We start from the raw sequence: 12,735 nt of genomic DNA, 5'->3' as shown, positions 1-12,735 counted from the left end.
GCATGACATCCGGCTTCGCCTCGCGCCGAATGTTACTTTCTCCAAGATGAGTCATATTGCCATCATTGCGTGCAGGATCAATAGCCGGTTCTGCACTGCGACGGCCAGCGTGAATTCGTCGGCCGCACCACTCATGCCCCGTAGTCGCAGGCGATCCAGTTTCAGGATGCGCTTGAAGCGGGCAAACAGCATTTCGACCTTCTTGCGCTCATGGTGAGAGCGCACGTACTCCGGCGTTGCTGCAATGCGTCGAGCCACATCACGAGCGGCTTCATGGACGCTGCGAGCAATCTTGCGAATCGAGGTGTTCGGACAGCACTTGGCTTTCAGCAGGCATGTCGCGCAGTCGGTCTGCCTGGATCGGAAGATGATGGTGTTGGTGACGTGCGAACGCTCGTCTTGAAGGCTCGCCATTCGCTGCGTAATACGTTGCCGGCCGGGCAGCGGTATTCCTCGGCCTCTTCATTCCAGTGGAAATCGTTACTCGAAAAGCTGTCGTTCTTGCGCTCAGTTTTGTCCCACACCGGCATATGCGGCTCGATGTCTTTTTTCTCCACCATCCAGGCCAGCATCGGCGCAGTACCGTAAGCGGTGTCGCCAATGAGGCGCTCTGGCTTGATGTCGAACTGCACTTCGACCCGATCGATTATCGTCTTGGTGCTCTCGACTTCTGGGGTTCGATGAGCCGGTGTGGGTTCCACATCCATGATCACGCAGTGCTCGCCATCCATCGACTGGCACGCTCGCTCAAGCTGTGTGCAATCAGCTCTAGCTGCGGTCAACCCAAGCTTTGGATGACCTCATCCACGAAGTGTCGGAGCTTTGCTGAAGGGCGACGGTCGGCGGGGTAGATCAGGTTGACAGGGTAGATGGGGCCTTCGAAGTTCTCAAAAAGCACGACCAACTCACCTCGTCGCACGTAGGGCGTCAGCACGTCCTCGACGCAGAGCGTAATACCGAAACCCGACAATGCGGCGTTCACCTTGGCCATGGTGTTGTTTACTTTCAGTCGACTCGCAATGGGGATCGTGAACGTCTGCATATCTTTAGTGAATCGCCAGAGCTTGTCTGTCATTCGATCGGAAAACAGGTAGCCCAGACAGTCATGGTCCACGAGCTGCTCAGGATGGAGCGGGACCCCTTTGCGCGAGAGATAAGCGGGGGATGCGCAGGCTAACATCCTGAAAGGTTTCAAACCGCGTTGAACCAGAGCTGCACTGTCGGCCAGCTGAGGTTTTCCCAGCCGGAAGACGACTTCGTAGCCTTCTTCCACGACATTCACGAACCTGTCCGTCAACTCCAACTCGATTTCCGTTTCGGGGTAACGCGTCAGGTATTGGGTGAGGAACGGGATCAGTCGATGAGAGCCATAATTATACGGCGCACTGATCCTTATTTTTCCTCGCGGTGTTGAGTTCGCTGCCAAGGCCAGAGCATCGGCGTCATCAACGTCGCTCAGAATGGCTTTGCAGCGTGAGTAATATTCCCTGCCCACGGCAGTCAAGCTTTGACGGCGAGTGGTTCGCGTGATCAATTTGAGGCCTAGCTCAGATTCCAGATTGCCGACCTGTTTGGCAATCAATTGCGGGGTCACGCCTAACAAGGCAGCGGCTGCCGAGAACGAGTCTGATTCGGCTGCCGCCACGAACGCTGCCATGCTTTTCAGCTTGTCCATATCTACAACCTTTAGTTGTCAATGTTATTAAATCTTGAGCATTTATCTTCAAGATCTTGCTGTTCATCATGCCTCTGGTCAATCAAAGTAATAGCGCCTTGCGCTTCGTAGAGCGGAGATTATGAATTGGTGAACATATCGCATGAAACGGCAGCGGATACCGAGCGCCGACTGCTGCACGTGACCTCTCAGGCGCGCGTCCGGTTCTTTCCTGGCACATATACGTTTTTGGAGTTTCCCTTGTCATCGTTTCCTGGTGCGGCATATCCCGACGCACTGGCGCTCGTTCGAGACGACAAGGTATGGAGTCAACTGGTCCCTTGCGACGACATCGAGCGAGAACTGTTCGGCGTCTTCCGTTTCCATTTCCCTGAAAACGTAGACAACAGCGGATTCGTGGGCTGGTTGGCGATGCGTCTGAAGCGGCATTTTGGAACTGGCGTTTTCGTCACTTGCGGCCAAAACAGAGATGAGGGCGGGATATTTGATTATTGGGGCGTCCCGGCCAGCCTTGCTTCGGGTGTCTTCGCAGAGATCCAGGCTTTGGTTGATGGCCGAGCGGCCGGGGAAATGGGAGTTTCCCGGTAGCGGATATGGTCGCGCGTGCCCAAGTGTTCGCTTTTGGCCGATTGAATAGCAGCCGTTCCCGGAAGACCTAAACCGGCCAAAAAGTGGATGATTTGAGTCGAGAAAATAAATCAAGGAACCGCGGTACGCGGTCCCAGAGAGCGAAGCGAACGGCTTGAACCGCTTGTTATACGTTAACCCTGTAACTCAAGGTTGCCTCATCGCCTGTGATCCCTCGGAATCCCCAGCAATGACTTGGTTGCTCAAATATTGTGATTTCAACGTCAACCGGATTTATAGCCAAGTTTCGCTCAAAGTCTGTAAATATTTGCTTTATGAGCTTCTTTTTTGTTTCTTCCGTTCGCCCAGAAATCATGCTTATTTCGATTACTGTGTATTTTTCAGATCTGCCGCCGGGGTAATAGAAATTAGTTTTATCTAGCGGGACGAAACGGTGAGCACGCTTGTCTTCGGGTAACCCAAGAACGGTAGTCATGCAATTATGTAGCACATCGGACATCTGTGCTTTTTTGGCATTTAAATTGTAGTCAATTCCATAGACGGTGATCATTGCGATTCCTTGCAAGCGTATAACTACTATAGGTGACATGCCATGTCGCGATGGCGTGCCGTATAAAGTTCCTTGTCGTCCTGTAAGTCCTTGTCTAGCTTTGCCATCACCGTGTCCACCGTCCACTTTTGACCGATTTCTGCCGTTCGTGAAGGGCAGAAATCGACCAGTAGCGGTCGCATTCGACAGGTGAACGTCTGAGCGCCTCGCTCAGATATGCAGCCAAGCCAGCGAACCCAGCATGACGCCAACACCCGCGGCCCCAAACGAGAGCCGCTTGAGCCATTCCTTACGCGTCAGCAAGGTAATGGCCGCCAGTGAAATTGCTATTTGAATCGCTGTCATTGCCTGGGCCCAGCGGTGATGCTGATGCAACGCCTGCTCTGACTTCTCGTCCCACTCCCTTGCCCGTTGTTCGAATGCTTCAGCCTTCTTGCGCGCCTCCTCCTTCTGTTCCCCGTACCGCCGCGCCTCAGCAACATAATGGGCGGAATCCAGCCCTGGGAGATGGCTTGCCAGATCCGACAGGTTCTGCCGGCTGGACTTGGCCTGGTAGTAATTCCACTCGTTGGCGGCTTCGGTTTTCTGGATGGCGGCGTTGTTTTTGTCCATGGCCGCCTCATTCTCCGTTGAGCCGGCCTGATAGCTCATCAGGGCGCCGACGGTCGCCATGATGGCTGTCATCACCGCAATCTTGCTGGCAAAGCTGTCGCCTTGTGCATGCGCATGATGGGTGGTGTGCTCAATGTGTTGCTCGTGTGGGCTGGGGACTTCGAACTCTTCAGGCATGGGTGTCGATCTTGGAGGTGTTAGTGGAGATGGACAGCATTATGAATTGTCCCTGATTCTTTGGACACAATTGACTGGCAGCCAGTGGTCCAAAGTGTGTAAAAAGCCCCTGATCTCGATAACGCTGTGCAAGACTCTTATTTCGATGGACGTTGAGGTCACAAACGACCTTAGCTCTTAGTACATCTCACCCGTGACGATCACCGTCCACTGGACTCGCGAGGAAGCACATGATCGATGGTTCCGCCGTTTTGACAGTCTTTTTGGTCTACTTGGCCGGCGTCGTTATCCCCGGGCCAAATTTCGTTGCGGTGGTCCATAAAGCGGTGGCTGCTACGCGGTCAGAAGCTCTGGCTTTGGTCGCGGGCATCGTACTGGTCAACTTGTTCTGGTCCACCTGTGCAATTGCAGGTCTCGGGGTTGTATTTGCTGCGCTCCCTTGGGCTGCGCTTGTTGTAAAGGTTCTGGGCGCCGCCTACCTGATGTGGTTCGGATTCCGACTGCTGATCAACGCAGGGAAGAATGCGCTTGGCCCGCTAAATGATGCCGTCGCCGGCAGCTGCCGGCAGTCCTTCATTCAGGGTGTGGTTACCAATATTGGCAACCCCAAGTCCATGGCTTTCTATGCCGCTGTCTTTTCAGCGCAGCCCCCGCCCACGTTTCGCCAGGCACGTTTTTGTCGATGCTGGCAGTTGTCGTGGTGGTTTCAATGACCTGGTATGGAATGGTCGCAATCGCTCTTTCGCAACCCAAGATCGCTGCCGGGTATCAAGGGAGGAAAAAAGCAATTGATCGACTGTGCGGTGGGTTGATTTTGTCTTTGGGGATTCGCCAACTGGTTTAGCAATCCTCTCCTTTATCCGAGAAGAAGGAGACACACTTCGCGATGTCTTCCCCGCTCCCCTCCCCGGCTGCGTACAGTTCTTCTCGATGGGTCAGGGCCTGGAGCCCACGTCCATTTCGCAGGCCCGCGACAGTGCTTGCGTATCGATATACTCCCGGATGTTCGTCAGCTTTCCATTTCGCACGGTAATGGCGAAGACCCAATCGTCCTCCCACGTTTTATTCGTGGCTTTGATTCTCCCCTTGGCGAAGCCGACGACCAGAACCCGGTCACCCTGCGCCACGTATTCATGGAACTCCATGACAGAGGTTTCCATCTTTTCGGAAGCCTTCTGAAGCAGATCTTCCAATTCCGCGTGCCCGCGATGCGTGCCAGCCAGCGGCCAGTCCTCGCCCGGAATGATCCATTCAATATCTTCGGAAGTCAGCGCCATTAGACCTCGCCTATCGCTGCGGCCCATTGCAGTAAAGAAGTCCTTAACAACCTGAACATTCTTTTGTGTGTTCACCAAAATCTCTCCGCTTCTCTCGCATCTGCTCGCGTCCGTTCTACTCAGATACCTTGTGGACCTGCCGGTGAGGGGCGTGGTGTCGGAGACTCAGCCGATATCGACTTTCAAGGCGATGTCCCAAGTGCCGGCGCCGTTTTTCGCCAGGCCGATCATCATCAGGCCGAGCGCCTCGAGCGTCTGGGCCATGTGCAGGCCACCAACATCCAACGGACGCAGCCCGAGACTTTCGATGAACGTCGAGACGCGCGCCTTGGCCTGCGGATCGTCGGCGGCGATGAACGCATCGAGGGGGCCTCCCTTGGCAAGGACGTGGCCGAAAAGGGTGTTGAATGCCTTCACGACATGCGCGCTGGCGGGGGCGATCCTGGCGATCTCCTGCGCACCAGAACTGCCGGCGGGAGAGACGAGACCCGTGAGGTCCGGCGAGGCCGTGTTGGTGATGTCGATGATCACCTTGCCGTCGAGCGCGTCCCCGTAATCGGCCACCACCGAGGCCGCACCGGTGTAAGGCACGGCGAGGATGACGATGTCGCCGGCGGGCGCGGCTCCATAGGTTCCTGTGGTCGCTCCTGCTGCGAGCTTGTCGACTAGCACCTGCGCCTTGGTGGGGTCGCGGCTGACCACCTCGACGGTGTGTCCAGCTTTGGCGGCACGACCGGCAATGGCCGCAGCCATGCCTCCTGAACCGATGATGCTGATAGTGCTCATGTGTAATCTCCAAATGAGTTGGGGTATTGCCCGCAATCTCTGAACGGGCTTCCCCCGGTTGGTATCCCGTGTTGTGCCGGGCTCGTTGCGACCCGGCGAACAGCCTCAGCTCACTCAGGCGGCAGGGAAGTAATGGCCATTGTCCATATCGGCAAACAGGCCCGGCTGCATTGGTGTCCAGCCGAGCATCCGGCGCGTGATATCGCTCGACGCCGGGGTATCCAGCGTCACCAAGTTCGCGAGGAAGCCGAAGAAACCCGGCCCCATCATTACGTCCGCAGGAATGGGCACGACGGGAAGGTTCAGACGGCTGCCAATGGCCTGCGCGATCTCGCGGTACGGGATAGCCCCTTCGGCAACCGCATGCCAGGATCTGCCAGCGGGCCCCTTCTCCAGCGCCAGGCGGAACAGGGTAGCGAGGTCGCGGGCATGCACTGCCGCCCACCGGTTGGAGCCGTCGCCGGGGAAGCCAACGACGCCCTTTTCCTTTGCTTGCCCGATGAGGACCTGAAGGAAACCGGCCTTGTCGGTTGAGCTGTGCATGATTTCAGAAATGCGCACGACCGAAGACCGTACGCCCCGCTCTGCGAGACCGATTACAGTCAGCTCCACGATGTTACGAACCCGCAGGGAGCCCTTATATTGATCGCCAGCCGGAGAAAGAGCCGGATCTTCCTCGGTCGCCGGTCGGTTCTGGAGCGGCCCAGGAACCGGCCAACCCTCGTTAGTCGGCGAACCAATGCTGCCCGACACGACCAGCGGCTTTCCCGTTCCAGCCAGTGCATCACCGTATGCGAGCATGATCTGGACCTCCGCTGCGGCAACAGCGTCGATCCCGCCGACCGGAAGCAGGTCTTGTCGGTGCGCGACGTGGATTACGCCGTCGGCGGCTGCAGCCGCCTCCTTGAGCCCCTCGAGATCATCGAGATCACCGCGACGCACCTTTGCGCCGAGCGCAGTGATCGCCTCCGCCGCGCTGTCTGACCGGGCCAAAGCGGTGACCTCGTGGCCGGCAGCGATGAGGTCGGAGATAATGTATGGACCGGAATGGCCGGTCCCGCCAGTTACGAAAACGCGCATGTTGGTGTTCCTTGTAAGTGGAATAAAAAATGGTGCTGCGGGTGCACTCAGCCGCGAAGGCTGACGCCGATTGAGAAATGGGTGTGCTTGACGGAGTGGGCGATGAGGCCCAGCGAAAGCAGGCAGGCGTGCTCCAACGTTCGCGCCATGAGCAACGGCCCGGTGTCCATCGGGCGTAATCCGAGGCTCTCGATGAATGCCGAGACGCGTGCCTTCGCCTGCGCGTCGTCTCCAGCGATGAATACGTCCAACGGGTGGCCCTCGACAGGACCGGCAGCCAGGACGTGGGAGAAGTGGGTGTTGAACGCCTTGATGACTTCGGCGTCGGCTGGGGCTGCTTTGGCGATTTCCTGCGCGCCGAAACTATTCTCAGGGGTCACAAAGCTTGTGAAGTCGGGGGCGACGGGGTTGGTGATGTCGACAAGAAGCTTGCCTGCCAATTCTTCGCCGTACTGCTTCACCACGTCGAGAACGGCTGAATAGGGAACCGCCAGGATGACAATATCCCCGGCCGGCGCGGCGCCGAACGTTCCTGTCGTCGCGCCGGCTCCGATCTGCTCGGCCAGCGCCCGCGCCTTGGTGGCGTCACGACTCATCACCTCGACGGTGTATCCGGCTTTGGCGGCAAGGCCGCCGATCGCTGCGGCCATTCCACCTGAGCCGATGATGCTGATAGTGCTCATGCGCAGTTTCCTTGCAGGTATGGGGGTTGATCATTCCATGGCTGCTGGTGCGATCCGGCGAACTCATTCAACGTGCGATCCATGCTGGTCGCTTTACTTGCAAATAGCAAGTGATCTATGGAATTTTACTTGCGACATGCAAGCGATGCTAAGATCCAGCCATGAAGACAACTCTTAAAGAAGACTTTCGATCCCATTGCGCGGTGAACTACGGCGTGGAGATTTTTGGCGACCGGTGGTCGCTCTTGATCATTCGCGACATCGTTTTTGTTGGAAAGAAGACGTATGGCCAGTTTCTGAAATCGGAAGAGGGAATCGCGACCAATGTTCTTGCTTCCCGACTTGCCTTTCTTGAGGAGCAAGGCGTTCTCTCGAAGGCGCCCAGCCCCGACGACAGACGCAAGGACTTTTACACGTTGACCGAGAAGGGCCTGGACCTCATTCCCATCGTTATCAACATTGTGCTCTGGAGCGCGAAGCATGATTCGAAGTCGTACGTGCGGCGCCACGAGGACTTAGTTGCTCGATTAAGTCAAAACCCCATGCAGGTGAGCGAGGAAGTGAAGGCGCTGGTCCGCAATGGCGGGTGCCTCTTTCCTGAGAGCGGGGGATGAACAAGGCAGCGAACGCGCCCTGTCACAGCGCGCAAATGAGTTGGTATCAGTTCCGATGACTCAGGTCCGAGGGCTCGCGACCATTTCCGAGGCCCGCGCCAATGCTTGCGTGTCGACGTACTCCCGGATGTTCGTCAGCTTGCCATTGCGAACAGTGATGGCGAAGACAAAATGGTCCTCAAACGTCCTGTTCGTGGTTTTGACTTTCCCCGTAGCAAAGCCGACGACCAGGACCCGGTCTCCCTGCGCTACGAACTCGGGGGGCTGCGGGGAGGAAACTTCCATCTCTGCGCAAGCCTTCTGAAGCACGTTTGCCAATCCCGCGTGCCCGCGGTGCGTGCCGGCCAGCGGCCACCCCTCTCCCGGAATGATCCACTCGATATCTTCGGCAGACAACGCCAGCAGACCTTGCCTATCGCCGCTGCCCATTGCTGCAAAAAAGTCCTTCACAATCTGGATATTCTCTTGATTGCTCATAAAGACTTCTCCCTTGCTCTTACAAAGGATCGCGTAGTGTCCGTCATTCAGCGGGGGACGAGGCCGAGTTGTTGCTGCATCGCAGAAGCCTCGTTGTAGCAATGGAAAGATTTGACCTTCCCGCCTTCGAGGTGGAAAACATCGCATGACGGGACATCTATCTTCTTGCCCGTGGGAGCTAGCGTCCCTGAAGCAAGTGGCAGATCACCCTTGTGCGTTCCCCGAATCGCGAGTTCGACAACGACGACGTCTCCCGCGACATGGACGTTGAATATCTCACGGTGGACATCGGGGAACGCACTGACCATACCCGCGATAGACTCACCAATGGCCTTGCCGCGAAACTTCATGCCGGATGCCATATCCCACATGTAGCCTTCCTCAGAGAACATGGAAACAAACTTCTCGATATCCGTTCCCTGCCCTTCCGCGGCGGCGCAGAGTTCTCTGATTATTCTTTCATTATCAAGCATCATCATTCCTCTCCTTCATTATTGAGCACTTACCAACTCGTATAAGTTGTGGCCAGGACCGCACCAACATTTACGATCGCGATTCATCAGCCGAACTTGACCAAGTCCTTGAAGATCAGTTGACCCCAGGTATTTCCGCGCGCCTGCACAAGCAGTCCACCTTCCGAAAGCCCGCCCAGTTTGATCGGCGAGAAACCGAGATTTTCTGCAAGCGCACCCACTTCCGTTGCGGCGCCGTCATCGTCGCTCGCCAGGAACACGACTCTCCTGCCACCCTGTACGGCCGGATCCTGGCCAAGGACGGCAGCGCCCAAATGATTGAAGCCCTTGACCAGTCGTCCACCAGTAAAGGCCTGCGCGACGACTCTGGAAGATGGCTCTCCTCCCAGTTCTTCAGGGGACACGCCGTAGGCATTGGTCACATCGATGATGGTCTTCCCCTTCCAGGTCGGCAACGCCTTAGCGACATCCGGGTGCGACTCGAAACGGACAGCCAAAAAGACGATGTCCGCCTTGACCGCGTCCGCCAGGTTTTTGGGAATGATCTGAGGTCCGATCGCTGCTGCGACGGATGCAAAGCTTTCCGGGGCGCGCGTGGTTGCAACGGCTACTTCGATGCCGTTGCGGGCAAACGCCTTGGCCAGGGCCTGGCCGATATTGCCGAAACCGATGATTGCGTAGCTCATATATTCTCCTCAGGTTTACCACGCCCGGCGGCGCCAAATAGCGGACCGGGCGTGGCGAGTCAGATTTGCGCCAGGCCGCCGTCGACGGCGACCTCGCTGGCGGTCATGAAGCTGCTGTCCTGCGACGCGAGAAAGGCAGCCACCGCTCCGATCTCCGCTGGATCGGCCATGCGCTGGAGCGGATTCATCGAGGCGAAGACCTTCATGCCCTCCTCGCCTAGCGCTGCCTTCGCGAGTTCGGTCGCCGTCGGCCCGGGCGACAGCACGTTTACCCGGATGCCGGTGCCCTTCAAGTCCTCCGCCCAGGTCCGCGCGAGGTTGCGCACTGCCGCCTTGCTCGCGCTGTAGACGCTGAATGCCGGGGCGCCCGTGGTGCCGGCGCTCGACCCGGTCAGAATGATCGAACCGCCCTGGCCCATCAGCGGCAGCGCCTTCTGGACCGTGAAGATCGTCCCCTTCACATTGGTTTCGAAGGTTTCGTCAATGTGCTCGGCAGTGAGCTTGCCGAGCGGAAGCGGGCCTCCCGCCCCGGCATTGGCGAAAACGATGTCGAGGGTTCCGCGCTCGGCCTTCACCGCCGCGTAGAGTCGGTCGAGGTCGGCCTCATCGGAGACCGAGCCCTTCACCGCGCGGGCATTGGGCCCAAGTTCGGCCACAGCGGCGTCAAGCGCTTCCTGCCGGCGGCCAAAGATGAAGACGAAGGCGCCCTCCTCGATGAAGCGTTTTGCAGCGGCGAGGCCGATGCCCGTAGCGCCACCGGTGATCACAGCGGTCTTTCCATTCAGTCTGGTCATGTCGTACATCCTTCCTAAGCGTTGTATGGAAGCAGGGAGCTGCTTGCTTGAGAACGACTATGCGGATCTAATAACCTAACGACAAGTATGCACTTTTAGGTAAGTACCCAATATGACCACACCTTCTGAAACCTGCGACCCCGGCTGCGGGCTCAACGCCACGCTGCGCATCATCTCGGGCAAGTGGAAACCGCTGGTCCTGTTTTTCCTGCGCGACGGCCCAAAGCGCTATGGCGAACTCAAGCGTTTGATCCCTGGCGTCAGTGACAAGGTGCTGATCCAGCAATTGAAGGATTTGGAGGCCGATCACGTGCTGGCGCGGACCGACTACAAGGAAGTGCCGCCGCGCGTGGATTACACGCTGACCCCGCTCGGTCGCAGCCTGGCTGACGCGATCATCCCGCTGTGCACCTGGGGAACCGAGAACATGGCGGAAGTGGCAAGCATCTTCGCCAAGCGCGACACGCTGCCCTAGCGGGATGTGGCTCGGCATATTGCAGCGACACCGGAGTACATGCGCTCTCGCCACGAACGCAAGAATCTTGAAATGTCGTTTGCCCACCTCAAGCGCATCTTGAAAGTGGATCGTTTACGACTACGTGGCATGAGTGGCGCAACCGATGAGTTCACGCTGGCCGCCGCAGTGCAGAACCTGCGCCGGCTGGCCAAACTTTTACCGCAAGGGCCACCGGTCACGGGATAGGTGCGCCTGCACCAAGTAATAAATCTCAAATTAACCCAATCCACTAGATAACAAACCTCAAAGAAGCCGAACAATGAGGTCGTCGGCTATTTAAGCCGCGGGGTCCTAGAACTTTTCTCTTTTTATCGGTCTATGTGGACAGGCACATCCTCGGTAAGCGCGACCTCGCAGGCTTCCCGCAGTCAGATGGCCACACGTCCATTGTCAATCAGAGGTTGTCTTCGCTCATGAAATTCCATGACCCACGGATGGTGCTCTTCGGCCTGTTCGCGTTCGCGGCAATGGGCTCCGCATCAGCAACACAAATGAAGACCTCAACCCCTGTTTTCGCAACTGAAGTGGCAGCCGTTCAGGCTCCGGTCGAGGCCGCCGGTAACCCTTGGCCAACCTTGGCCAGTACGGCCGGCAAACAGCCAGGCCCCTTGCTGGCCCATGACGACCGATACTGGCATGACGGCCGTTGGCACGATCGTAGAGACGATTGGCGCCGAGACGAATGGCGTAGAGAACAGTGGCGCAGAGAGCAAGCCCGTCGAGAAGCTGAACGCCATCGTTATTGGGAGCGCCACGATGATCGGCCCATGCGGCACCGCTACGAGGACGATCACCGCTACTATCGTCGCTAGCCTGAGAATAGATATCGATGATGCCTTGGGAATGGCGGAACAGACGGAAGTCTGACAATTGATGTGACGCGACGGTCGAAGCTGGACCGTCGCCGACCCGCCAGAAGACACTCAGAAACTCATCCGTGTACCAGATAGGCTCCCAACGGAACCCGATGCCGTAGCTTCTTGCATTTGCCCGGTGGGGGCTGATGCCCGGGCGGACGATCAGGAAACCAGATTCGGCATTTACCCGGAGGCGGCCAATGGCCGCGGGGAATCTCAACTCCATCGTACGCGGGCGCTGGCTCGGCGGAAGCCGATTGCAACTCTCCTTCGGGCATTGCGCGAGCGAAGTTGCCAGCATCGCGCCCAGTATCCGGAGCGGCTTGTTCAGCAGCGGCCATTTCTGCTTCGCGCAGCCTTTGGGCCTCCTCTTCAAGCCCCTTCTGTACTGCGACCTGGTCCTCTTTGGCGTTGGGTGAGGTGCTCGATGCGGTGGCCTGCTGCGCCGCCTGGATCAATTGGAAGTTGCGGTTGCGTAACGCTACGTTGCTACCAACTCTCATGTTCGAGCGCACCGCCAACGTTTCAGCCTGTTGGTACTGCCCCTGCTGAAGACGCAACACACCGAGATAATGCAGCGTCGCGGGATTGTTCGGCTGGATATGCAGAGCACGCTCCAGCGTGGCAGCGGCTTGGTCCAACTGGCCATCTCCATACTGCCGCGATGCGGTTTCGATCAGGGTGGTTGATGCGCTGTTGCTTTGCGAGGGCGCCCTTCGCTCGGCAGCAACCGAACAAAGCGACGTGACGGCGCAGAACGCCAGGAGGAGGCTCGGCAGAGAAATCTTGGTTGGCATCAGGGGGCGGACTCAGCTGATCTCGGACGGCACTGTCGTAAAACAGGCCACCAGCACTGCTCGGCATCTGCGACACAGGGCCCCCATTGACC

At 57.7% G+C, this 12,735-nt stretch carries 16 protein-coding genes and 3 pseudogenes; 6 read left to right on the top strand and 13 right to left on the bottom strand.

Annotated features, from left to right (window positions below):
- Positions 1 to 51 precede the first annotated feature (51 nt).
- Together AC1DQM_RS00265 and AC1DQM_RS00260 are read right to left on the bottom strand one after the other, a co-directional pair.
- A pseudogene (locus AC1DQM_RS00265) lies at positions 52 to 731 on the bottom strand (transposase); the annotation flags it as partial.
- A gap of 47 nt (positions 732 to 778) precedes the next feature.
- Positions 779 to 1,675 (bottom strand): LysR family transcriptional regulator, encoded by an 897-nt coding sequence (locus AC1DQM_RS00260; protein ID WP_018930328.1) that lies wholly within the window; start codon positions 1,673 to 1,675, stop codon positions 779 to 781.
- Positions 1,676 to 1,804: 129 nt separating this feature from the next.
- Here AC1DQM_RS00260 and AC1DQM_RS00255 point away from each other — a divergent pair, with 129 nt between their 5' ends.
- Entirely contained in the window at positions 1,805 to 2,263 is a 459-nt protein-coding gene (locus AC1DQM_RS00255; protein ID WP_230139439.1) for a DUF6196 family protein, read from the top strand.
- A gap of 166 nt (positions 2,264 to 2,429) precedes the next feature.
- Here the strand turns inward: AC1DQM_RS00255 and AC1DQM_RS00250 are convergent, their stop codons facing one another.
- Both AC1DQM_RS00250 and AC1DQM_RS00245 read right to left on the bottom strand, forming a co-directional pair.
- The gene (locus AC1DQM_RS00250) at positions 2,430 to 2,813 is read right to left on the bottom strand and encodes a tautomerase family protein (protein ID WP_018930326.1); all 384 of its coding nucleotides are present in this window, start codon (positions 2,811 to 2,813) and stop codon (positions 2,430 to 2,432) included.
- A 210-nt stretch (positions 2,814 to 3,023) separates the two neighbouring features.
- Positions 3,024 to 3,602, bottom strand: coding sequence for a DUF4337 domain-containing protein (locus AC1DQM_RS00245; protein ID WP_018930261.1), 579 nt, complete (start codon positions 3,600 to 3,602; stop codon positions 3,024 to 3,026).
- A 230-nt stretch (positions 3,603 to 3,832) separates the two neighbouring features.
- Here AC1DQM_RS00245 and AC1DQM_RS00240 point away from each other — a divergent pair.
- A pseudogene (locus AC1DQM_RS00240) lies at positions 3,833 to 4,446 on the top strand (LysE family translocator).
- A 91-nt stretch (positions 4,447 to 4,537) separates the two neighbouring features.
- On the opposite strand, the gene AC1DQM_RS00235 reads toward AC1DQM_RS00240, so the two are convergent.
- The 4 genes from AC1DQM_RS00235 to AC1DQM_RS00220 form a co-directional block, all read right to left on the bottom strand.
- The gene (locus AC1DQM_RS00235) at positions 4,538 to 4,954 is read right to left on the bottom strand and encodes a nuclear transport factor 2 family protein (RefSeq protein WP_064618410.1); all 417 of its coding nucleotides are present in this window, start codon (positions 4,952 to 4,954) and stop codon (positions 4,538 to 4,540) included.
- Positions 4,955 to 5,044: 90 nt separating this feature from the next.
- Entirely contained in the window at positions 5,045 to 5,665 is a 621-nt protein-coding gene (locus AC1DQM_RS00230) for an NADPH-dependent F420 reductase (protein WP_477745623.1), read from the bottom strand.
- Between the two features lie 114 nt (positions 5,666 to 5,779).
- Positions 5,780 to 6,745 (bottom strand): SDR family oxidoreductase, encoded by a 966-nt coding sequence (locus tag AC1DQM_RS00225; RefSeq protein ID WP_138867794.1) that lies wholly within the window; start codon positions 6,743 to 6,745, stop codon positions 5,780 to 5,782.
- Between the two features lie 47 nt (positions 6,746 to 6,792).
- Complete coding sequence (locus tag AC1DQM_RS00220; protein ID WP_477745622.1) at positions 6,793 to 7,428, bottom strand: NADPH-dependent F420 reductase; 636 nt, start codon at positions 7,426 to 7,428, stop codon at positions 6,793 to 6,795.
- A 161-nt stretch (positions 7,429 to 7,589) separates the two neighbouring features.
- Here AC1DQM_RS00220 and AC1DQM_RS00215 point away from each other — a divergent pair, with 161 nt between their 5' ends.
- Positions 7,590 to 8,042, top strand: a complete 453-nt coding sequence (locus tag AC1DQM_RS00215) for a winged helix-turn-helix transcriptional regulator (protein WP_018930255.1) — start codon at positions 7,590 to 7,592, stop codon at positions 8,040 to 8,042.
- A 60-nt stretch (positions 8,043 to 8,102) separates the two neighbouring features.
- On the opposite strand, the gene AC1DQM_RS00210 is transcribed toward AC1DQM_RS00215, so the two are convergent.
- The 4 genes from AC1DQM_RS00210 to AC1DQM_RS00195 all read right to left on the bottom strand — a co-directional run bounded on the left by AC1DQM_RS00210 (position 8,103) and on the right by AC1DQM_RS00195 (position 10,472).
- The gene (locus AC1DQM_RS00210) at positions 8,103 to 8,519 is read right to left on the bottom strand and encodes a nuclear transport factor 2 family protein (RefSeq protein ID WP_111453437.1); all 417 of its coding nucleotides are present in this window, start codon (positions 8,517 to 8,519) and stop codon (positions 8,103 to 8,105) included.
- Between the two features lie 47 nt (positions 8,520 to 8,566).
- On the bottom strand, positions 8,567 to 8,998 hold the full coding sequence (locus AC1DQM_RS00205; RefSeq protein WP_225602926.1) for an ester cyclase: 432 nt from the start codon (positions 8,996 to 8,998) through the stop codon (positions 8,567 to 8,569).
- 80 nt (positions 8,999 to 9,078) lie between these two features.
- Positions 9,079 to 9,678 (bottom strand): NADPH-dependent F420 reductase, encoded by a 600-nt coding sequence (locus AC1DQM_RS00200; protein ID WP_138867796.1) that lies wholly within the window; start codon positions 9,676 to 9,678, stop codon positions 9,079 to 9,081.
- 59 nt (positions 9,679 to 9,737) lie between these two features.
- Positions 9,738 to 10,472, bottom strand: a complete 735-nt coding sequence (locus AC1DQM_RS00195) for an SDR family NAD(P)-dependent oxidoreductase (protein WP_018930253.1) — start codon at positions 10,470 to 10,472, stop codon at positions 9,738 to 9,740.
- Between the two features lie 112 nt (positions 10,473 to 10,584).
- On the opposite strand from AC1DQM_RS00195, the gene AC1DQM_RS00190 reads away from it, so the two are divergent.
- The 3 genes and pseudogenes from AC1DQM_RS00190 to AC1DQM_RS00180 all read left to right on the top strand — a co-directional run bounded on the left by AC1DQM_RS00190 (position 10,585) and on the right by AC1DQM_RS00180 (position 11,801).
- A complete protein-coding gene (locus AC1DQM_RS00190) occupies positions 10,585 to 10,947 on the top strand; it encodes a winged helix-turn-helix transcriptional regulator (RefSeq protein WP_018930252.1) in 363 nt (120 codons plus the stop codon).
- Positions 10,948 to 11,175 (top strand): annotated as a pseudogene (locus AC1DQM_RS00185) (transposase); the annotation flags it as partial.
- 227 nt (positions 11,176 to 11,402) lie between these two features.
- On the top strand, positions 11,403 to 11,801 hold the full coding sequence (locus AC1DQM_RS00180) for a hypothetical protein (RefSeq protein ID WP_245220381.1): 399 nt from the start codon (positions 11,403 to 11,405) through the stop codon (positions 11,799 to 11,801).
- A 119-nt stretch (positions 11,802 to 11,920) separates the two neighbouring features.
- Here AC1DQM_RS00180 and AC1DQM_RS00175 read toward each other — a convergent pair whose 3' ends face one another.
- Positions 11,921 to 12,643 carry a tetratricopeptide repeat protein gene (locus AC1DQM_RS00175; RefSeq protein WP_477745621.1) on the bottom strand — a complete coding sequence of 241 codons (723 nt, stop codon included), beginning with the start codon at positions 12,641 to 12,643 and terminating at the stop codon, positions 11,921 to 11,923.
- Positions 12,644 to 12,735 lie beyond the last annotated feature (92 nt).

The sequence above is a fragment of the Pseudomonas sp. 01L34 genome (assembly GCF_056400265.1).
This window is presented reverse-complemented; position numbering and strand designations above follow the sequence as displayed.

Coding starts and splice junctions, on each gene's coding strand:
- AC1DQM_RS00260 (WP_018930328.1), bottom strand. CDS start 1,675: ATGGACAAGCTGAAAAGCATGGCAGCGTTCGTGGCGGCAGCCGAATCA.
- AC1DQM_RS00250 (WP_018930326.1), bottom strand. CDS start 2,813: ATGATCACCGTCTATGGAATTGACTACAATTTAAATGCCAAAAAAGCA.
- AC1DQM_RS00245 (WP_018930261.1), bottom strand. CDS start 3,602: ATGCCTGAAGAGTTCGAAGTCCCCAGCCCACACGAGCAACACATTGAG.
- AC1DQM_RS00230 (WP_477745623.1), bottom strand. CDS start 5,665: ATGAGCACTATCAGCATCATCGGTTCAGGAGGCATGGCTGCGGCCATT.
- AC1DQM_RS00225 (WP_138867794.1), bottom strand. CDS start 6,745: ATGCGCGTTTTCGTAACTGGCGGGACCGGCCATTCCGGTCCATACATT.
- AC1DQM_RS00220 (WP_477745622.1), bottom strand. CDS start 7,428: ATGAGCACTATCAGCATCATCGGCTCAGGTGGAATGGCCGCAGCGATC.
- AC1DQM_RS00215 (WP_018930255.1), top strand. CDS start 7,590: ATGAAGACAACTCTTAAAGAAGACTTTCGATCCCATTGCGCGGTGAAC.
- AC1DQM_RS00210 (WP_111453437.1), bottom strand. CDS start 8,519: ATGAGCAATCAAGAGAATATCCAGATTGTGAAGGACTTTTTTGCAGCA.
- AC1DQM_RS00205 (WP_225602926.1), bottom strand. CDS start 8,998: ATGATGATGCTTGATAATGAAAGAATAATCAGAGAACTCTGCGCCGCC.
- AC1DQM_RS00200 (WP_138867796.1), bottom strand. CDS start 9,678: ATGAGCTACGCAATCATCGGTTTCGGCAATATCGGCCAGGCCCTGGCC.
- AC1DQM_RS00195 (WP_018930253.1), bottom strand. CDS start 10,472: ATGACCAGACTGAATGGAAAGACCGCTGTGATCACCGGTGGCGCTACG.
- AC1DQM_RS00190 (WP_018930252.1), top strand. CDS start 10,585: ATGACCACACCTTCTGAAACCTGCGACCCCGGCTGCGGGCTCAACGCC.
- AC1DQM_RS00180 (WP_245220381.1), top strand. CDS start 11,403: ATGAAATTCCATGACCCACGGATGGTGCTCTTCGGCCTGTTCGCGTTC.
- AC1DQM_RS00175 (WP_477745621.1), bottom strand. CDS start 12,643: ATGCCAACCAAGATTTCTCTGCCGAGCCTCCTCCTGGCGTTCTGCGCC.